General features: G+C 60.5%; 18 protein-coding genes. 3 read left to right on the top strand and 15 right to left on the bottom strand.

What is annotated here, in order from left to right; genetic code table 11:
• From LJE93_14360 to LJE93_14350, 3 genes are all read right to left on the bottom strand, one after another.
• The coding region (locus LJE93_14360) for a PLP-dependent aminotransferase family protein (GenBank protein ID MCG6950091.1) at positions 1-1,104 on the bottom strand (1,104 nt) is incomplete at its 3' end.
• A 15-nt stretch (positions 1,105-1,119) separates the two neighbouring features.
• Complete coding sequence (locus LJE93_14355) at positions 1,120-2,619, bottom strand: PLP-dependent aminotransferase family protein (protein MCG6950090.1); 1,500 nt, start codon at positions 2,617-2,619, stop codon at positions 1,120-1,122.
• 64 nt (positions 2,620-2,683) lie between these two features.
• Complete coding sequence (locus LJE93_14350; protein MCG6950089.1) at positions 2,684-3,112, bottom strand: GNAT family N-acetyltransferase; 429 nt, start codon at positions 3,110-3,112, stop codon at positions 2,684-2,686.
• Positions 3,113-3,281: 169 nt separating this feature from the next.
• Between LJE93_14350 and LJE93_14345 the strand changes: the two genes are divergently transcribed.
• Together LJE93_14345 and LJE93_14340 are read left to right on the top strand one after the other, a co-directional pair.
• A complete protein-coding gene (locus LJE93_14345; GenBank protein ID MCG6950088.1) occupies positions 3,282-4,130 on the top strand; it encodes an NAD-dependent deacetylase in 849 nt (282 codons plus the stop codon).
• An 86-nt stretch (positions 4,131-4,216) separates the two neighbouring features.
• Positions 4,217-4,561, top strand: coding sequence for a hypothetical protein (locus LJE93_14340; GenBank protein ID MCG6950087.1), 345 nt, complete (start codon positions 4,217-4,219; stop codon positions 4,559-4,561).
• Positions 4,562-4,658: 97 nt separating this feature from the next.
• Here the strand turns inward: LJE93_14340 and LJE93_14335 are convergent, their stop codons facing one another.
• From LJE93_14335 to LJE93_14285, 11 genes are all read right to left on the bottom strand, one after another.
• Complete coding sequence (locus LJE93_14335) at positions 4,659-5,180, bottom strand: rubrerythrin (GenBank protein ID MCG6950086.1); 522 nt, start codon at positions 5,178-5,180, stop codon at positions 4,659-4,661.
• 44 nt (positions 5,181-5,224) lie between these two features.
• Complete coding sequence (gene lpxA, locus LJE93_14330) at positions 5,225-6,010, bottom strand: acyl-ACP--UDP-N-acetylglucosamine O-acyltransferase (protein ID MCG6950085.1); 786 nt, start codon at positions 6,008-6,010, stop codon at positions 5,225-5,227.
• Positions 6,010-6,438, bottom strand: a complete 429-nt coding sequence (gene fabZ, locus LJE93_14325; protein ID MCG6950084.1) for a 3-hydroxyacyl-ACP dehydratase FabZ — start codon at positions 6,436-6,438, stop codon at positions 6,010-6,012. The genes lpxA and fabZ overlap by 1 nt, the downstream gene beginning before the upstream one ends.
• Entirely contained in the window at positions 6,435-7,466 is a 1,032-nt protein-coding gene (gene lpxD, locus LJE93_14320; GenBank protein ID MCG6950083.1) for a UDP-3-O-(3-hydroxymyristoyl)glucosamine N-acyltransferase, read from the bottom strand. Before lpxD ends, fabZ begins: the two co-directional genes overlap by 4 nt.
• Positions 7,463-7,987, bottom strand: coding sequence for an OmpH family outer membrane protein (locus LJE93_14315; protein MCG6950082.1), 525 nt, complete (start codon positions 7,985-7,987; stop codon positions 7,463-7,465). The genes lpxD and LJE93_14315 overlap by 4 nt, the downstream gene beginning before the upstream one ends.
• 18 nt (positions 7,988-8,005) lie before the next feature.
• Complete coding sequence (gene bamA, locus LJE93_14310) at positions 8,006-10,423, bottom strand: outer membrane protein assembly factor BamA (protein MCG6950081.1); 2,418 nt, start codon at positions 10,421-10,423, stop codon at positions 8,006-8,008.
• Entirely contained in the window at positions 10,423-12,861 is a 2,439-nt protein-coding gene (locus LJE93_14305; GenBank protein MCG6950080.1) for an ATP-dependent Clp protease ATP-binding subunit, read from the bottom strand. Before LJE93_14305 ends, bamA begins: the two co-directional genes overlap by 1 nt.
• On the bottom strand, positions 12,854-13,546 hold the full coding sequence (locus LJE93_14300) for an ABC transporter ATP-binding protein (protein MCG6950079.1): 693 nt from the start codon (positions 13,544-13,546) through the stop codon (positions 12,854-12,856). The genes LJE93_14305 and LJE93_14300 overlap by 8 nt, the downstream gene beginning before the upstream one ends.
• The gene (locus LJE93_14295; protein ID MCG6950078.1) at positions 13,539-14,687 is read right to left on the bottom strand and encodes an ABC transporter permease; all 1,149 of its coding nucleotides are present in this window, start codon (positions 14,685-14,687) and stop codon (positions 13,539-13,541) included. The genes LJE93_14300 and LJE93_14295 overlap by 8 nt, the downstream gene beginning before the upstream one ends.
• 128 nt (positions 14,688-14,815) lie before the next feature.
• Entirely contained in the window at positions 14,816-16,300 is a 1,485-nt protein-coding gene (gene lysS, locus LJE93_14290) for a lysine--tRNA ligase (protein MCG6950077.1), read from the bottom strand.
• A gap of 73 nt (positions 16,301-16,373) precedes the next feature.
• Complete coding sequence (locus LJE93_14285) at positions 16,374-17,201, bottom strand: rRNA pseudouridine synthase (protein ID MCG6950076.1); 828 nt, start codon at positions 17,199-17,201, stop codon at positions 16,374-16,376.
• A gap of 266 nt (positions 17,202-17,467) precedes the next feature.
• Between LJE93_14285 and LJE93_14280 the strand changes: the two genes are divergently transcribed.
• The gene (locus tag LJE93_14280; GenBank protein MCG6950075.1) at positions 17,468-18,709 is read left to right on the top strand and encodes a hypothetical protein; all 1,242 of its coding nucleotides are present in this window, start codon (positions 17,468-17,470) and stop codon (positions 18,707-18,709) included.
• A 28-nt stretch (positions 18,710-18,737) separates the two neighbouring features.
• Here the strand turns inward: LJE93_14280 and LJE93_14275 are convergent.
• The coding region (locus LJE93_14275; GenBank protein ID MCG6950074.1) for a hypothetical protein at positions 18,738-19,031 on the bottom strand (294 nt) is incomplete at its 5' end.

The raw sequence follows: 19,031 nt of genomic DNA, 5'->3' as shown, positions 1-19,031 counted from the left end.
GTTCTCGTGACCTCCGTTCGGGAAGAACGAGTCACCCGGCACGAATGCCACGCGCTCCTCAAGGGCACGTTCGAGCAATCGTCGCGCGTCCAGCCCCTGCGGCAGTTCGGCCCACAGAAAGAGGCCACCTGCGGGCCGGGTGAAGCTGACGTCCTCCGGGAAGCGCTCTTCCAGAGAGGCGATCATGGCGTTGCGGCGTGCTCTGTATACCTCGCGAATCCGGGCAATATGAGCCTCGAGATCGTGTTCGAGCATGAAGCGAGCAGCGAGGAGTTGGACCAGGGAGGAGGTGTGGAGATCGGCACCCTGTTTGACAAGCACAAAGCGGCGCAGGAGTTCCCGATCGGTTACGACCCAGCCGAGGCGCATACCCGGCGACAGGATCTTAGAACAGGTCCCCAGGTACACGACGGAGCAGGCATTGTCGAGAGCGGCGACCGGCGGCAATGGCTCTCCCTCGAAACAGAGTTCGGCGTAGGGCGCGTCCTCAATCACCGGCACGTTGAATCGGCCGGCGAGCCCGGCAAGCTCATGGCGTCGCTCAATCGACCAACGGCGGCCACTGGGGTTCTGGAAATCGGGCACGACGTAGATCAGCTTCACCCGGTCGATCGAGGCGAGCCGATTCTCGAGTTCCGCCGGCACCATGCCGTCGTCATCGGTCGGCACCTCTACGAACCGCGGCCTGTAGGCACGAAAGGCGCTGATCGCACCCAGGTAGGTCGGACTCTCGCAGAGCACAACGTCGCCCTTGTCGAGGAAGACCTTTCCCGTCAAGTCCAGGGCTTGCTGAGAGCCGCTGACAATCAACAGCTCGTCCATCGACCGTTCGAGGCCCCAGAGCCGCTGCAAACGGTCAGAAATGACGCCTCGAAGCAGATCCAGCCCCTCGGTGGGCGCATACTGGAGGGCCCTCACTCCGTCTTCGGTGAGGACGTCGCGCGCCACCTGAGCCATCTCTGCCGCGGGCAGGAGCTCCGAGGCGGGCAGCCCGCCGGCAAAGGAGATGATATCGGGCTGTTGCGTGACCTTGAGAATTTCCCGGATGTCGGACGCCCGCATGTCCCGCATGCGGGAGGAAAATCGAAGACGGTGTGGTTTCATGCATCCCTCCAGTTTTCAGACGACCGGCGCTGTAGCGGCCCCATTCGACTCTTTGATCCGCCCCCATACCCTGGCTTCACGTACGGCTTCGAGGAACCGCTCGATGCCCTTTTCAATTTCGTCTTCCGATGCGTGCGAGAAGTTGAGGCGGAGGCAGTTCTCCGTCGGTTCGGTCGGGTAACAGGCGCGCCCGGGCAGGAAAACGACACCGCGTGCGGCAGCGTTGGCCAGCAGTGCGGAATGTTCCACTCCGTCTGGCAGACAACACCAGATATAGAAGCCGCCCCTCGGCATAGAGAACTCGAGACCAATCGATGGGTCCTTCGTGAGAGCCACCGCCATCCGGTCCCGGCGCCTTCGGTAGGCTGGCTTTATCTTCTCGATATGGGTCGAGAAGTGGCCGTCGCGCACAAAGCGTTCCAGCAGGAACTGGGAGAAGCTGTTCGCATGCAGGTCCACTCCCTGCTTGGCCAGGGCCAGCTGGTGGAGAACCACCGGCGGCACAACCAGGTATCCGATCCGGAGGCCGGGGAATAACACCTTCGAGAAGGTGCTCTGATAGAGCACGAGGTCGTGCTCGTCGAGTGCCTTGAGCGACGGCAGCGGCTCCCCTTCGTAACGCAGCTCCGAATATGGATCGTCTTCGAGAATTGGCACATGCCATCTCGCCGCGAGCTCGAGCAGCTGGCGGCGCCGCTCGACGCTCATGACAGCTCCGGACGGGTTCTGGTAGGTGGGCAGGGAGTATATGAGCTTGGGGCGCTCACGCTCGAGAATCGAGGCGAGGATATCGGTCCGCATCCCGTCCTCGTCGACGGGAATGCCGATGATCTTCGCACCAGCCACTCGGAAGGACTGGAGGGCGCCAATGTAGGTGGGCTCTTCGACAATCACGACATCGCCAGGGTCGATGAACACCCTCGCCACCAGATCCAGACCCTGCTGTGACCCGGACACCACCAACACATCGGTGGCCCGTGCCCGGATGCCGCGTGTTGCCACCCATTGGGCGAGGGTCTCGCGCAGCGGTGTGTGTCCCTCGGTCGGACAGTGGAGCACCAGCGGAGCGCCGATCTCCCGTATCAGCTCGGCGGTGTACTCGGCAAATATCTGGAGCGGCAACAGCTCCGGTGCCGGCAACCCGATTGAAAACGAGATGACGTCTTGACGTTCAGACAGGGCCAGGAGGTCGGCAATGATCGGGTCATGGGACCGTGCCACGCTTTCGCGGAAGAGCTGGCGCCAGGGCACACCCGCGGCGTTTGGGATCCGCGCCGGTGCACCGAGAACGGCCGTCCCTCGACCTACGTGTGCATCCACCAGGCCAAGCGCCTTGAGCTCTCGGTAAGCATTCAGAATCGTGCTCCGATTCACTCCGAGCGCAGCCGCAAGTCTGCGTTCGGGTGGCAGCAGGAAACCTTCCGGAAGCGACTCGGAGAGGATGAGCTCCTGGATTTCCCGAACGATCTGTCGAAAGATCGGTTCGCCGCTCTTTCGGTCAATCGAGATCTCCACTCATCTCCTCCTTCGCCCACCTCTTACCGCGAAATTCATGAGATCCGCACCGCTCACGAGCTCATCATTGCCCGGATGGCCCGAGAACCTTCTGAAGGCCCGCGTCCGGATCATCGTAGCCCAGGCCGAGCCAACACCGCCCCTCACCCCAACCCTCGAGGTCGGGCTCGACATCAACGCGGGTGCAACCATGGATCCGCGCGATGCCTTCGGCGAATCGCACGAGACGTGATCCTATGCCGCGGCGGTCGTGTTCGGGATCGACCTCGAGAACACAAATTACGACTCTGACTGCGCGACCCTCGCCGACCCAAAACAGTCGCATGCCGAGAACCGCGCGAACCTGCCCATCCTCCTCGGCCACGAGGATTCTGCTTGCAGGCTGACCGGGCATGTCTCGAAGCCGCGCACATGCGGCGTCGAGCCAAGGTCCCCGCTTGCCCGAGGAATGTCTTTCGAGTGCGTGGAGATCTGCGTGCCGAATTTTCATCATCCCGACCTCCAATCCCTCCACGACAATTGGAACCATCCATTAAACAAGATATGCCATCCATTTCGATCGTCAACCACCAATTCTGTATAATTGGAGCCATCCAATTTAGGAAAACTTCTGGCCAAACTTTCATCAGCTCCCGATGTCGAGAACGCGTTAAGATCCCCTCATGGGCGAGGATTCGACAACCTCCATCGAGGACGCGGCGATCGCGATCTCGAACGCCGACGCCGTGTTGATCACCGCTGGGGCCGGCATGGGTGTCGACTCGGGCTTGCCGGACTTCCGTGGCGACACGGGCTTCTGGAAAGCCTACCCGCCGTTCGAGCGCCTCGGCATTTCTTTCGTCGACATGGCCAATCCGGGCTGGTTCAAGAGGGATCCGGAACTGGCGTGGGGTTTTTACGGCCACCGCTTCAATTTGTATCGCGAGACGAAACCCCACCGAGGTTTCGAGATCCTTCTGCGCTGGGCCGAGAATCTCGCCCACGGAGCGTTCGTCTTCACCTCGAACGTCGATGGGCATTTCCAGCGGGCGGGATTCGATCGTGAACGGATCATCGAGTGTCACGGTTCGATCAACCACTTCCAGTGTTCTGAGCCGTGCAGCAGTCAGATCTGGAGGGCTGACGGGGTCGATATCGAGGTCGACGAGAACAGTTTCCGTGCTGTGCCGCCTTTGCCGGAGTGCCCGCGTTGTGGAGCGATTGCCCGGCCAAACGTGCTCATGTTCGGAGACTGGCACTGGAATCCGGGCCGCACCGGCGATCAGGAGCGGAGGTTTTCGGATTGGCTCTCCATGGCCGCCGGCCCGAACCTCGTCATCGCCGAGTTTGGCGCCGGTACGGCCTTACCGACAGTACGGATGACGTCCGAACAGGTGGCGTCCCGATCCGGCGCGGCGCTGGTTCGCATCAACCCGCGCGAACCTCGGGTCCCGCACGGTCACATCGGGTTGAGGCTCAACGCGATCGAGGCGCTGGAAGAGATCGACGTGAGGTTGTCAGCGGAAAACTGATTCTCCCCTACCCCATTTTCCACCTCGACGGTCAGATCGTCGAGATGGAAAAAGAAAGGGTATGATGCGCGGTGCGGAGGAGTGACATGGCAAAGCTCTGGATCTTGCGTGGGGAACACGAGGCCCCGGGTTGGAATCAGCTGAGAAAAGCATACGAGGACGAGAAGGTCGACATCATCCACCTCGACGCGAAGGTCTGGGCAATCATCGACGACGAGGAAGAGCCGACCGGATTTGAAGGCCTCACAGCTTCCGAACCCGCCGACGGGATGTACATCGATCCCAATGGCTCACCCTTGTACATCGCCAATGGCGAGATTCTGAAGTCGGCCGAAGAGGTCGTCCGCGCCCTTGGCGACAAGGCACGGGAGATGCTCGAGACGACCGGTGACGCCGAAACGGCCCTCGAACGCATCGGCAGAGTTTTCTGAGGAGATTTGGCGGCCGACAGGCGACCACCGGTCGCTATCCCGGTCTTCTCACCAGGTATCTACCGTCCTCATCACGAAACCCGGTGAGAAGACCGGGCTATTGGGCAACCCCTTCGTCGGCGAAGTCGACCGGGTCGAACCCATCTCCATCGGGGGCTTTTTTCATCTGGTCTCGCACCATCTGCATGTGTTCAACCTCTTCCTGACGGAGTTCGGCAAAGAGCTCGCGAACGGCCGTGTCCTCGATTTGCGACAGCGCGCTGTCGAAGAAATCGAACGCCTTCTTCTCTGCCACGAGAGCCACCTGCAGGGCATCCCGCAGGGTCATGAACGTCTTTGCCACCTCATAGTCAGGCGCTTCGACGCCCCACAGCATCGAGCGGTCGACGCTCATCGGTGCGTCCCCGAACAGCTCGTGGCGTTTGGCGCTCAGATCGGCACCATGACCGGCCTCACAGGTCACCATGTACTTGAAGAATGCGGCCGCTTCGGTGGTGTTGTGAAACTCGAGATTGTCGGCCAGCTCCCGGTAACGCTCCTCCGCTTCTTCCTCGACGAGGATCGCGAGGTCGAGCGCATCCTTGATCGACAGAGCTGCAAAATCGATGTCAGCACTCATGGTCAGATCAACTCCCCGGTTGGATTGAAAACCCAGTCCGTCTCTCAGCTCAGGATGACGCCACGATTGGAGCTCTCGATGAAATCCAGAACCACCTCGACCTCTTCCTGATCGCCGAGCTCTTCACGGATTTTCTCGACTGCCTGTGAGGTGTTCAGCTTCGGATCTCGCAGGATGTGCCACAGCCTTTTCAACGCCCTGCGGCTATCGGGAGAAAAGCCCTTACGCTCGAGACCGATAGTGTTGGGGCCATAACACTTCGGGGGACGGTTACCGACTGTGCTCATGTACGGAAGACAGTCTTTGGCCGCCGCGGTGAAGGCACCGAGGAAGGCGTGCGGGCCGACGCGGCTGAATTGGTGGATCGCGGACAGCGCTCCGACGGTCGCCTGGTCTCCGACCTCGACATGACCGGCCAGGGTCGCGTTGTTGGCGAATATCGTGCCCGATCCGACCAGGCAATCGTGCGCCACGTGGACGTACGCCATGAAAAGATTCTTCGAGCCAACCCGTGTCACCCCTCCCCCGCCTTCGGTACCACGATGGAAGGAGACAAACTCGCGGAACCAGTTGTCGTCCCCGATCTCGAGCCGCGTCGGCTCACCGGCGTACTTGAGATCTTGCGGGGGGGCACCGATCGAGCAGTGACTCTCGAAGCGGTTCCGGGCACCGATGGATGTGCCTTCGCCGAAGCGGCAGAACGGGCCGATTTCACACCCGTCGCCGATCTCAACTCCAGCTTCGATGACGGTGTACGGACCGACGGAAACGCTCCCGGCTAGCCTGGCCTCTGAATCGACAATAGCTGTGGGATGGATTTTCGTGCTCATCAGCGTGCCGCCAAGGCGGACATCATTTCCGCCTCACACACCACTTCATCGTTGACCAGTGCGCGACCCTTGATCTTGGCGAAGGTACTGCGCTTGGCCACCAGTTCGACCTCGAAGATCAGCTGGTCTCCGGGAATGACCGGCTTGCGGAAGCGGCATTTGTCGATGCCTGTGAAGTATATGAGCTTGCCTTCGCGCTCGTCGACCTGGCTGAAAAGCAGGAACCCACCGGCCTGGGCCATGGCCTCAACCACCAGGACACCCGGCATCACCGGTACCTCAGGAAAATGGCCGACAAAGTGCGGCTCGTTGACGGTGACGTTTTTGACTGCACGGATCTTCGTGTCGTCCATTTCGAGCACCCGGTCGACGAGCAGGAACGGGTAGCGGTGCGGCATCACCGACAGGATCTCTGATATGTCCTTCATGAGCTTTCCTCCAGCTCGGCGATCCGCGCTTCGAGTTGCTTGACCTTCTCGCGCAGGCTGTCGAGGCGCTGCAGATTCGCGTTGGCCTTCAGCCATTCACGATGCGGCCGCGCTGGCGCACCGGACACAGTCGCCCCGTCCGGGACATCCCTGTATGCCGCAGCCCGAGCTGTCAAAACGGCGCCGTTACCGATATTCAGGTGGCCAGAGCACCCCGACTGGCCCGCAAACACAACATGGTGGCCAATGCGGGTCGAACCGGAGATCCCGGTCTGAGCCACCAAAAGACAGTGTTCGCCGACCTCGACGTTGTGCGCTATCTGCACCAGATTGTCCACCTTGGTGCCCTTGCCGATCCTTGTTTCTCCAAGGGCTGCACGGTCTACGCAGACGTTCGCGCCGAGTTCCACGTCGTCCTCAACGACCACAACCCCCACCTGAGGCACCTTGTGGTGGATCCCCGCAACGGTCGCGAATCCATAGCCATCCGAACCGATCACGGTCCCGGAATGAATGATGCACCGGTCCCCGATCCGGCAGTTGTCTTCGACCACGACTCGCGGGTGAAGGATGCAATCGATTCCGATCTCGACGCCCCGGCCAAGGACACATCCCGCTCCGACAGCGCTCCGGTCGCCTATTTTTGAGTCAGCCGAAATTGACACCAGCGGCCCAACGCTCGCTCCCTCACCCAGCGAGACCGTGTCGGCTACCACGGCCGATAGATGAACACCGGGCTCCGGGCGTGCCACCGGGTGGAATATCTCGAGTGCGTGCGCCAGAGCGAGGTACGGCTCCGGACAGACCAACACATTGCGCCCAGGCAGGATCTCGGGGTCGGCCGCAAGAATCGCCCCAGCCTTCGAAGATTTCGCTTCGTCGACGTACTTCGGGTTGTGGAGGAAGCTCAGATGCTCCTCCCCGGCGGAATCAAGAGGCCTGACACCGCAGATTTCCAGCTGCCCGTCGCCGACCACATCGGCGCCGAGCTGCTGACCGAGGTCTGCGAGTTTGATGCTCGAGCTCACTGCGTTGTGTTAAACCTCGTGATCACCTGATCCGTGATGTCGACTGCCTCGTCGGCGTATACGAGACCGGACTGGAACTTGTTGAAAATGAGGGTCAGGCCGCGCTCTTGACCGACCTGGTTAATGATCGGCAGGATCTTCTCTTCAAGGCCGCCCAATTCACGCCGCTGGGCTTCCTGAAGCTCGCGCTGCGCATCATCCTGAAATCGGCGAATCGCGATCTGTTTGTCCTCGATCTCCTTGCTCATCTCGGTCTGACGCTCTTCGGAAACCGTGAACCGCTGCTTGTTGAACTGATCCTGGAGTGACGCGAGCTCTTGCTGAAGAGCCTGTCCTTCCTGGGCCTTGGCATCCGACAGGGCCCTCAGATTCTGCATCACTTCCTTGCCCGGATCGGACTCGGTGACTACCCGCTGCACATCAATCACCGCGACCTGGGTTTGCGCTGCCGCCGGGAGCGCAAGCGCCAGCGCGACCGCGGCCAATACCGTTGTACGAATCGCCAAACGAAACATGTTCATGTCCTCCACTGCATTGAATTAAAAAGTCGTCCCGATCGAGAACTGGAAATCGCTGTCCTTCTCGTCGGGGTACGGATCGAGATTGTAACCATAAATGAAGCGAATCGGTGCCTGGAAGATGGGTAGGAAGATACGCATCTCGGCACCGGTCGTACGGCGCCAGAGGTGGAAGTCCCAGCCCTGCTCCTCGACATACGTGTTGCCCATGTCGACGAAGAGGACGAGCTTGATCGGACCACCGATTCGGAACTGATACTCCACGTTGACCTGCCAATAGCGGTCGCCGCCCTTGCGCGAACCTCCGCTGGTCAGGAAGTACTCGCCATCCTCGGTCCGCGGCAGCACCGAATAATAGGGCAGGCCGCGGAGCGACCGATCGCCACCCAGACGGTAGCGTTCAAAGAGCGGGATTTCCGAATCGTTGTAGGTCAGGAACTGCCCGCCTTCCATGTGATAGGCGAAGATGCTCTTCCTGCTCAACGGCAACAATTGGGTGTAGCCGAATTCGGGGCGAACGTAGTCGAAGTCGCCGCCGATGGGACCACCGGCGAGTCGCAGGCGACCGTTGAAGCTGTGCCCGCGGTTCGGATCGAACGGGTCGTCCCGGGTATCCATGGCGTACATCGGCGTGAATGAATGCGTGTTGCCGCTGTACGTTTCGAAGGCGCGTTCGAAGATCGCCCCTTCAACCGGCGGAATATCAACCGGACGGTCGTGCCCCGAGGTGGGATCACCTGCAAGGCCACCGTTCGTCGTCTGAAATCTCGCATAGTCATCCTGGAACGCGAGAATACCGGAGACTGAGGAAAATGGCCCGACTCCCAGCCCGAGTGATAGGGTGAAACCCTTCGTCTCGCGCTGGTAGCTCGAAAATCCGGACTGTGAATAGTCGAGAGCGGTCTTGAAGATTGATCCACCGAGGAGTATGCGGCGGTCGAGGAAGTAGGGCTCCGTGTAAGAAAGGGTGTAGAGGTCTGTTCGACGGCCGATCTGCAGCGAAACCCCCAGCGAGTTACCTCTGCCCAGGAAATTGCGGGTGTTGAATTGCCCCTGAACGAAGAAACCGTCGAGCTCGGAGTAACCCGCGCCAAACTGGACATCGTTGCGCCCGACCTCGTTACCTTTGACCTTGACGTTGACCTTCTTGTTTTCGTCGTCAAAATCGAACTCGAGGGGGTCCTCTTCGAGCTTCCAATATCCGAGAGCATTGACCTTGTATACCGAAGCCTCGAAAAGGCCCATGTTCATATACTGCCCTTCGGATATGCGGAACTCCCGACGCAACACTTTGTCTCGCGTGTTCGTATTGCCGACGAACTCGAGCCGGCCAAGCTGAAAACGATCACCCTCGAAGACGTCGACCGTGACATCGACGATGTGTTCATCCCCCTCTCGTCTGGTCCGGGTCTCGTTCGTGTACGCGTAGACGTGACCGGAGTTATGGTAGCTCTTGCGAATCCTCTCCATGCCCTCGTCGATGACCTTGCGGTTGTACGTCTCACCTTCCTTCACGTTGAACGACTGGGTCAAGGCTTCTTGGTTGAAGACTTCGACCCCTGTGACCCCAAACGTACCCAGCGTATAGGGCGGACCTTCCTCGATCGGGATCGTGAGGTACATTTTGTATTTTTTCTTTTTCAGCGTCGGCGCGTTGGGGTTTTTGGCCACGAGTTCTATCGCAGGCTCGCCAATTTTGACATCGATATAGCCGCGATCACCATAGAACTTGCGCAGATTGTCGCGGTCCTCGTCCCACTCATCCTTTGTGAAGACGATCTTCTCGCCAAAGAAGTACCGAGGACCCCTCTGCTTGGTCTTCTCGAGAACTCCGCGTAGCTTGGAGTTCGAGAATCGCTCGTTGCCGACAAAGCTGATCTTCTTGATCTTGACCTTGGCGCCTTCGTCGATCAGGTAAACGACCTTCTTCTTGTTCGGAGATACGTCGCTGACCTCGTGGGTCACCTGTGCGGATCGAAATCCCTCGGTATCGTAAATCTCTTTGATGGCGGCTTCGATCCTACTGAGCTGAGACGACCGCAGGGGCACGTTGCGCGGAATCTCGATACTCAGCTCGTCCAGCTTGTCCTTGAGGTCGGATGTCTTGAGCTTCTTGTTCCCTTCGAAATCCACCGATGTCACGAATGGTCGCTCGGTCACCACGATGTAGAGGGTGACCTCTCCGTCTCCATGGTTCTCTGCCTCGATCCGAATGTCTTCGAACAGCCCCGAGTCCCAGAGCCGGCGGTAGCCGTCCACTATCGCTTCTCGATCGAGCGGATCCTCCGGTTCGAGTCCAAGGTAATACGAGACTGTATCCACAGTGAGCGTGATGCCACCCTCGACCACAATGTCTCGTATGTACAGCTCCTCCTGAGCAGTCGCTCCAAGAGCGAACATCGTCACGAGAGCCGCAATTGCACACACCCGCACCCTCATCAGGCGTCCTCTCCCTGGGTCACCACGTTCTCCTTCTCGGTCTTGACCACCGGGCGACCTCCCTCCACCCGAACCATGAGCAGACCACCCTCCGCCTCCCGATTCTGGATGAGGAAATCTGCCACGGCATCCTCGATCCACTGCTTGACCAACCGCCGCAGTGGCCGCGCCCCGGCCTGAGGATCGATGCCGCATTGTGCGAAGAGCCAGCTCGCGATTTCCTGGTCGAAGCCGATGCTGACGTTCTTCTTGGCCAGGACCGTCGCAGTCTCGTCCAGCAGCAGGCGCGCGACCTCGAGCATGCTCTCCTTGCCGAGAGCATCGAAGACGATGACTTCGTCCAACCTGTTGATGAACTCCGGCGGGAAATGGCGCTTCAGCTCACGGTCGACCAGCTCTCGCACCTGTTTTGATTCGATCTTCGGGCCATCGCCGGTAAATCCGACGCCGTCCCTCTCGACGATTTCGCGGCCACCAAGGTTCGAGGTCATGATGATCAGGGCGTTGGTGAAATCGATGACGTTTCCGTAGTTGTCGGTCAGACGGCCATCTTCAAGAACCTGCAGGAGCAGATTGTAAATGTCTGGATGGGCTTTTTCGATCTCATCCAGAAGGATCACCGAGTATGGATTCCGGCGAACCTGCTCCGAGAGCTGTCCGCCCTCCTCGAATCCCACGTATCCCGGGGGCGAGCCAATCAATCGTGACACGGTGTGCTTTTCCATGTACTCCGACATGTCGAAGCGAACCAGGTGGCGGGGGTCCTGGAAGAGAAAGCTCGCGAGCTGGCGCGCGACTTCCGTCTTGCCGACGCCCGACGGACCGAGGAAGATGAACGACCCAATTGGCCGATCGGGGCTGGTCACGCCAAGACGGCTGCGTCGGATCGCCCTGGCCACCGCCGCTATCGCATCATCCTGGCCAACCACTCGCTGACGAAGGATCTCCTCCATGCGCCGTAGCCGGTCCGCCTCGTCCTCGCCGATCGAAGCGACCGGTATGCCGGTCCACGATGCCACGACCTCTTCGATATCCGCGCGCTCGACCACCACCCTCTCCGGAGGCTCCTCCGCGTGGGTCGTCTCCAGCATCTCGAGTTCCTCTCGCAGCTGAAGCTCTTCTTCGCGCAGATCCACCGCGCGCTCGAACTCCTTGCGCGAGATCGCTTCCTTCATCCGCGTGACGACGTCCCGAATCTCGTTCTGGACCCGCCTCAAGGACGACGTGGACGAGACCTGGCGCAGTTTGACTCGAGCTCCGGCTTCGTCGAGCACATCGATCGCCTTGTCGGGGAACGCACGGTCCGTGATGTAACGACCGGCGTGATTGACCGCGGCCTCGACCGCGTCGGGCGTGTAGCGCACCCCGTGGAACTCCTCGTATCGACTTTGCACGCCCTCGAGGATTGTGATCGTCTCTTCATCCGTCGGCTGGCGGATGTTCACCGCCTGGAAACGTCGGGACAGCGCGCGGTCCTTTTCCACGTATTTGCGGTATTCGCGGACTGTCGTCGCACCGATGCAGGTGATCTCGCCCCGCGAAAGCGCCGGTTTGATGATGTTGGCCGCGTCGAGCGACCCCTCGGCAGAACCGGTGCCGATCAGGGAGTGGATTTCGTCGATGAAGATGATGATTTCCGGATGCTCCTGAAGCTCTTTGAGGAGCCCCTTGAGGCGTTCTTCGAACTGTCCTCGATACTTGGTTCCGGCCACTAGCAGCGACAGGTCCATGGCAAGAATCCGCCGATCGGCGAGAAGCATCGGCACCGAGCCTTCGAATATGCGGGTCGCGAGACCTTCAACAATCGCCGTTTTGCCGACTCCAGACTCACCCAGAAGCAGCGGGTTGTTCTTCGTCCGCCGACTGAGTATCTGGACCATCCGCTCGACTTCCTGCTCGCGGCCGATGAGGGGGTCGAACCCGCCCTCCGCAGCGATCATCGTCAAGTCGCGCGAATACTCCGCCATATGGGGAGTCGCCTGGGCGGTGGCCTCCACCTCGAGCTCGTGGCTGCGCTGAATGACCTCTTCGCGAAGCTGAAACAGCTCGAGCCCCTTTTCATTCAGATACTCCGCGGCAGTCGATCCCTCGACCCGCAGGAGTCCGAGAACGAGGTGATCGGATGCCACGCTCGCGTGGCCCATGCTCTCCGCTTCGTGAACCGCAAAGGCGAGGGCCTTCTTGGTATCCTCTGCCAGCGGGAGGTCCGGGGACGTGCTGACGCGCTCGACGATCACCCGATCCCCGAGCAGCTCCTCACGGAGCTCGCGGGGATCCACTCCCCGGTCGCGGAGGATCTCGTTGAAAACCGGATCCGCCTCTCGCAGCATCCCGAGAAGAACGTGATGCGGAGCAATCGAGTGACTGCTCGACCGGCTCGCCTCGTAGCGAGCGAAGAACAGGCTGCGCCTGACGTGTTCGTTGAATCTCTCAAACATGATCGAAATTTTCGCCCGCAGGTGCGAGCCGGAAGATCCCGTCGCACTTGCGGGCCATCTCTTCGTCGTGGGTCACTATAATTGATGTCAATCCGACCATCAAATGAAGCTCTCGCACCAAAGAGAAGAACTGCTCCGAATTGGACCGATCGAGATTGCCCGTGGGTTCGTCGGCGAGCAGGAGATCGGGCTTCATCGCCAGCGCGCGCGCAACCGCGACTCGCTGCTGCTCGCCGCCCGACAACTGATCGGGAAAGTGGCTCAACCGGTCTGAAAGCGAAACCGAGGCGAGAAGCTCGCGAGCTCTTTCGCGGGAGGCGGTCGCGCCGCGTCCAGCGATTCTGAGAGGAAGTGCCACGTTGTCCAGAGCATCCAGCTCATCGAGAAGGTAGTGGTGCTGAAAGACGAAGCCGATTCTCTTATTGCGGATGTGCGCACGAGCCTCGCCGTCGAGGTTCCCCATCGGTTCTCCATCGAGCTCCACGCGGCCGTCGTCGGGTCGGTCAAGCAGACCCACAATATGAAGTAGCGTGCTCTTGCCAACCCCTGATGGGCCGACAATCGCCAGCATTTCTCCTGTTTCGATCTCCAGATCGAGGTCCTTCAGAACCTCGATCCTCGTGCCGCCCGCACCGAATCCCTTGCTCACCCCGGAGAGCGTCACCATGACACGAGTGTCACTCATAGCGCAGGCCCTCGGCCGGTTCTCGAGTGGCGACAATCCGAGACGGCACCCAAGACGCGGCGGTCGCCAACGCGAGAGCCACCAACACGACCAAAGCCACGGTTGCGGGTTCGACTTGGAAGGGCACGGATGAAAATCCGAATACCCCCCTTGGGAGCGGCAATGCGCCGCTCCGGTCGAGGAAAAGAGACGCCACTACACCGAGCACAGCTCCGACCGTTGCCCCGACCAGCCCGATACCAATTCCAAGGAACAGAAAGAGTTTCCTCAAAGAGCTCGGCGGCAGACCGAGGCCTGCCAACACCGCCAAGTCGACGCGTTTTTCCGCCGCAACCATTGCGACGTTGCACAGCAGATTGAGGGCCGCAACCACCAACATCAGGCCAACGGCGACAAAGATCATCACTCGTTCCATGGCAAGGGCGAGAAGGAGCGGGCGATGGAGGTCCTCGAGACTCTCGACCTTGACGGCTTCCGCGTCGGGTCCGAGTGCCGCGCGCACCCTGGCACCCAGTTTCCACGGATTCGACGTGTCGCGAAGCTCTATCGCCTCCACCACGGCCTCACCCCACAGCAGCCGCTGAGCGACCTCCAGCGGAAGCCGAACCGCACCTTCCTCGGAACCGGGCTCCGGCACCAGAACGGTGGATACCTCCGCCCGGACCCTGACCGGCAACGGTCCCATCGGCGTCATTCTCTGGCGGGGCGAGATGACAGAGATCTCGTCGCCAGATCCAATCTGGAGGCGGCTGGCCAAGATCCGGTCGACACCGACGTCCAATGCGTCAGACCGGCCGATCACGGATGCCGGAACGGCATCCGTCAACGATGAAACCAGGCACGTGCCGCGTACTACCTCGACCATCTCCACTTCTTGGAGACTCTCCTGCAAAAGCGAGGCCAGATTTTCGGAATCTTCAATTCGGCGACCCTCCGAAGGCGTGATTCGAGCGTGAGCCGCCCGCGCTACAATCTCCTCGCGAATGCTCGCCTGAAAGCCCTCCAGGAGGGAAAGAGTAACCACTAGGGCAAGCACACCGAGTCCCAGACCGAGCATTGAAATCAGCGTCACGGTCGCAATGTGGGTACGCCGCCCCAGACCGAGCAGATATCGCTTTGCCAGATGAAGCTCAGCCGACATGGGGGTCCACCACCCATCCGGATTTCCGGATTTCCATCCGGAGAAAAGTGCGGGAGTGCTGTCGGGCGCGCGCCCCCAGGCCCCTTGAGGGGCCCCTCCACCGAAATCTCGGCCGCTGTCCCGTCATCTCACTCCCGCGGACGCAACTGCGGAAAGAGAATCGCGTCCCGGATGGAGTGTTGGTTGGTGAGCAACATGACCAAGCGATCAATACCAATCCCCTCACCCCCGGTCGGCGGCATACCGTGCTCCATCGCCAGAACAAAATCTTCGTCGACCACGCCACCCTGTTCGGTAGCCTGAGCTTCGAGCCGTCGACGTTGCTCATCGGGGTCGTTAAGCTCGGTGAAGGCGTTTGCCAGCTCCATCCCGCCGATGAAGAGCTCGAACCTCTCTACCGTATCGAGATCGTCCGGCGTTGATTTGGCGAAAGGCGAGATTTGGCGCGGGAAATCCAATATGAATGTCGGATCGATCATCTGTGGCTCCGCCGTCATCTCGTAAAGCTCGGCGAGCAGGTTCCCGTCGTTGCGTTCATCGATACGCTGAACGTCGAGCTTTCGGGCGGCTCTCTCCATGCGCGCACGATCGACGAGGTCTGCTGGTTCGAGATCGGAGTACTCGAGGATGGCGTCGCGCATCTTGAGTCGGCGCCATGGCCGACTGAAGTCGACAATGTGCTCTCCCCATTCGACCTTCAATCCACCGCGGACCTCCTCGACGACTCCGGTGATGAGCTCCTCGGTAAATTCCATCAACATTTCGTAGTCCGCGTAGGCCCAGTAAAACTCGAGCATCGTGAACTCTGGGTTGTGGCGGGTCGAGATCCCTTCATTGCGAAAGTTGCGATTGAGTTCGAAGACCCGCTCGAACCCCCCTATGATCAGGCGCTTGAGGTAGAGCTCAGGAGCAATTCGCAGGTAGAGGTCGAGGTCCAAAGTGTTGTGATGAGTGATGAACGGCCGTGCGGTTGCTCCGCCAGCTATCGGCTGCATCATCGGTGTCTCGACCTCGACAAAGTCCGCCGCTTCCAGTCGACGACGGATTGACGAGATGATCTTGGAGCGCGCTTCGAAGACGCCTCTCGATTCCGGGTTCGATAGCAGGTCGAGGTATCGCTGCCGAGCACGACCCTCGCGATCGGCGAGACCATGATACTTCTCGGGTAGAGGGCGGAGGGCTTTGGCGAGCACCGTAACGTCCTCGACAGCAATGCTCAGTTCCCCAGCACGGGTGCGAAAAACGGCTCCTGCAACGCCGAGAAAATCGCCGAGGTCCAACTGCTGAAATACCTGCCACGAGCCGTCATCGAGGTCGTTCTTACGCAGATACAGCTGGATCTGGCCGGCGCCGTCGGAGAGGTCGGCAAACGAAACCTTGCCGTGGCCACGCACCGCTATCAGTCGACCACCGAGTCGAACCGAGGGAGGATCGGCCTCGAGTTCTTCGGCGGTCAACGATTCATACCGAGAACGCGCCTGGCTCACCGACATTTCGACCCGAAACCGCCGGGGGTACGGGTCTTGGCCGAGCTCGCGCAGTGCATCGAGCTTGGCACGACGGTTGGCAACCAAAGTCTCGACCGGTTGTTGCGTCTCGTCCTTGTTCTCCAAAAAACCCCCATTCACGCTTCCGCGGCGCGTCATTCTACCCTAACCACTGCCATTTTCAGTGGTTTTCGGTGAGTCAGCGTTTCTCTTCCGTGTTTCGAGCGGGACGCTTTTTCGGTTTCGCCGCAGTTCTTCGGCCGCGGCTTCCAGGCGATGAAGAGTGTCGCTTTTTCGCGCTCGCGGTATCCCTTCGCAGGGCGCGAATCTCCCCTTCGGAGAGTGTCCGGAAATCGCCGGGCTTCAACGTATCGTCTCGTAGGGAGCCGATGGCCGTGCGGCGAAGGCGTTGGACATGATGGCCAGCCTTGAAGAAGAGCTCTCGCACCTCGTGGGTCCGCCCCTCTGTCACCTCCACCCGCCACCAGGTCGACTTGCCGCCGCGGCTCTTCGAGGCCCGCCGTGCCCGTCGCGGCTTGACGTGGTGTCCGTCGATCGTGGTACCAGCCATCAATTTGCGGTAGGCGGAATCGGTGAGATCGCCGCGGACCTTGACCAGATACTCTCGCACGACTGCGTGGCGGGGATGCGCCACACGTGCCGCGAGCCCTCCATCGTTGGTGAGGAGGAGCAGCCCCTCGGAGTGGTAGTCAAGCCGACCCACCGGGTACACGCGCTCGCGCACGGTGGGCCGCACGAGGTCGAGCACGGTTTTCCGCTCTTCGGGATCGTCACACGTAGTGATGACTCCCCGAGGCTTGTAGATCAGGAGATATCGGAAGGTCTCGGGCGCCTTGATGTGGTGGCCGTCCACTTTGATGTGAGCGGACGCGGGGTCCACCTTTTCGCCCGGCTCGGCTCGCCGCCCATCGACCGTTACCCGCCCCTCAGCCACCATTCTGTCCGCGTCCCGGCGCGAACACAGGCCGGATCGGGCAATGAGCTTCTGAATTCGTTCCTCGACCATCATTCCCTCGTTTCGGGATTCTCCGCCTCTCGGCGGGGACGGAAATGTAACACACCGGCTCACGAAAGGAAACAACTAAACGTAAGAACTTGAGAACGTTAGAGCACTTTGCAGAGGAGAAGAGGTGAGCAGGCGGAAAGGAAAGGGGCTGAGGCCACCTCCGACCTTTTTCTTCTCTGTTCAGCCGCGTATCTTCAGTCGAGCGGGTAGTGATTCCGAGATCCGAATTCCGAATTCCGAATTCAATGGACTATTCTTGGCCCGAGATGCCCCCGATTGACCTCGCCGCGCTCGAAAATGATCTCCTCCTGCGTAGCGTGTGGGAGGGGCTCGGAATGCCCCGGTCCCACGTCACCGGGGGTTATGTCCGCGATCGCCTGTTGGGGAAAAAGAGCGTCGATCTCGACCTCGTTCTTTCAGGTGCCGTCGAAGCGACTGCAGCCCCCGCGAAGAGGCTCGCGGCACGGCTCGACACGCGGCCGCACCTCCTTGGACAGGGCGCCAACAGGGTGTGGCGGATCGAGACTCCCGGTATCAGGGTCGAGCTGTGGCCCCGCGGCTCTCTGAGCCTCGACCAGGACATCCAACGCCGTGACTTCACCTGCAATGCGCTCGTTTGGTACCTACCCAATGGCCCGCTCATCGACCACGTGCACGGACTTGACGATCTCAGATCGGGCACATTGAGGGCAGTTCAACAGAAAAACCTCGAAGACGACCGGGTACGCCTGATTCGGGCGGCCCGCTTCCTCGCCGAGTTCGATAACTTCGAGCTCGATTCAAGGACCGCCAAGTCGATCACACAGCTTGCCCCAACATTGCGTGGCGCACCCCGGGAACGGGTCGGCCAGGAACTATTGAAACTCCTGCGAGCACCAAGGGTCGTCACGGGTGTTCGCTGTTTGCTCAGGTTGGGTCTGCTCGAGCATGCAGCGCCCGGAGAGGCACGAAGTGATCGAGGATGGCTCGAAGACAACCTGCCCGCCGCCGCAAGACTCTCGGGTGAGTCGAGACATCCTGTGCCGCAGGCCGTACGAGCGGCACGAAGCACCGCTTTGCTGGCATTGCTCCTGCGCTCGTGGAACACTCCTGGAATCGATTCCATCGCCGCCTACGCCTGGCCGCAGGCTGTACGCAATCGTGCACACATCGCCGCAACATTGATCGAAGGGACAACAACCACGGTGGAGTCAACCGCTGCCGAGAGACGAGCATTCATCCACTCGGCCGGGTCAGCATTTCCTGCCGCTCTCGCGGTGGCCGCGGCGATCGAACCTCAACATCCGTGGCGCCGCTGGTGGCGGATGTGGGTGCAGCGCGGCCCCGAGCTCGTGGGGCCAGAGCCGTTGCTATCGGGAGAACAAATCGGAAAGCTGCTCGACCTTCCACCCGGTCCGAAGCTCGGCCGGGCAGTCAACGCGCTCACCGCAGCACAGGTCGCGGGGGCGGTGAGGTCGGAAGCAGGAGCCAGGCGATGGTTACTGAATCTGCCCACCGAGGAAGAATGACCGGCACAGGATACGATCAGGCATAGATCTACGCCCGTTCAAACTCCATCAGCTCCACCGGCATACCGTTGTGGAGGATCATCGCGACTCTGACGCCCGCCATCGGCGATGACGTGACGCCAATCAACTCTTTCCCTTCGAGCGCACGACCGAGGTCATCGACCTCGAACGCGATGTGGGGCACCGTGCGGACAATCTCAGAGACCGGACTCCCGGGTTCGAATCGCATCCATTCCACGCCGAACGGACTGGTGTCGAAGCCGGAGACGTACATCCGCAGCTCTTCGAGAAACACCTCCCCGGCACGCCGTTCGGTCGTGGG

The sequence above is a fragment of the Acidobacteriota bacterium genome (assembly GCA_022340665.1).
GTDB lineage: Bacteria > Acidobacteriota > Thermoanaerobaculia > Thermoanaerobaculales > Sulfomarinibacteraceae > Sulfomarinibacter.
This window is presented reverse-complemented; position numbering and strand designations above follow the sequence as displayed.

What these genes read in the sequence shown, in the direction of transcription:
- fabZ (MCG6950084.1), bottom strand. Translation starts at nt 6,438, where the DNA reads ATGAAGGACATATCAGAGATCCTGTCGGTGATGCCGCACCGCTACCCG.
- LJE93_14300 (MCG6950079.1), bottom strand. Translation starts at nt 13,546, where the DNA reads ATGAGTGACACTCGTGTCATGGTGACGCTCTCCGGGGTGAGCAAGGGA.
- LJE93_14340 (MCG6950087.1), top strand. Translation starts at nt 4,217, where the DNA reads ATGGCAAAGCTCTGGATCTTGCGTGGGGAACACGAGGCCCCGGGTTGG.
- LJE93_14335 (MCG6950086.1), bottom strand. Translation starts at nt 5,180, where the DNA reads ATGAGTGCTGACATCGATTTTGCAGCTCTGTCGATCAAGGATGCGCTC.
- LJE93_14305 (MCG6950080.1), bottom strand. Translation starts at nt 12,861, where the DNA reads ATGTTTGAGAGATTCAACGAACACGTCAGGCGCAGCCTGTTCTTCGCT.
- bamA (MCG6950081.1), bottom strand. Translation starts at nt 10,423, where the DNA reads ATGAGGGTGCGGGTGTGTGCAATTGCGGCTCTCGTGACGATGTTCGCT.
- LJE93_14280 (MCG6950075.1), top strand. Translation starts at nt 17,468, where the DNA reads ATGCCCCCGATTGACCTCGCCGCGCTCGAAAATGATCTCCTCCTGCGT.
- LJE93_14350 (MCG6950089.1), bottom strand. Translation starts at nt 3,112, where the DNA reads ATGATGAAAATTCGGCACGCAGATCTCCACGCACTCGAAAGACATTCC.
- LJE93_14285 (MCG6950076.1), bottom strand. Translation starts at nt 17,201, where the DNA reads ATGGTCGAGGAACGAATTCAGAAGCTCATTGCCCGATCCGGCCTGTGT.
- LJE93_14295 (MCG6950078.1), bottom strand. Translation starts at nt 14,687, where the DNA reads ATGTCGGCTGAGCTTCATCTGGCAAAGCGATATCTGCTCGGTCTGGGG.
- LJE93_14315 (MCG6950082.1), bottom strand. Translation starts at nt 7,987, where the DNA reads ATGAACATGTTTCGTTTGGCGATTCGTACAACGGTATTGGCCGCGGTC.
- LJE93_14345 (MCG6950088.1), top strand. Translation starts at nt 3,282, where the DNA reads ATGGGCGAGGATTCGACAACCTCCATCGAGGACGCGGCGATCGCGATC.
- lpxA (MCG6950085.1), bottom strand. Translation starts at nt 6,010, where the DNA reads ATGAGCACGAAAATCCATCCCACAGCTATTGTCGATTCAGAGGCCAGG.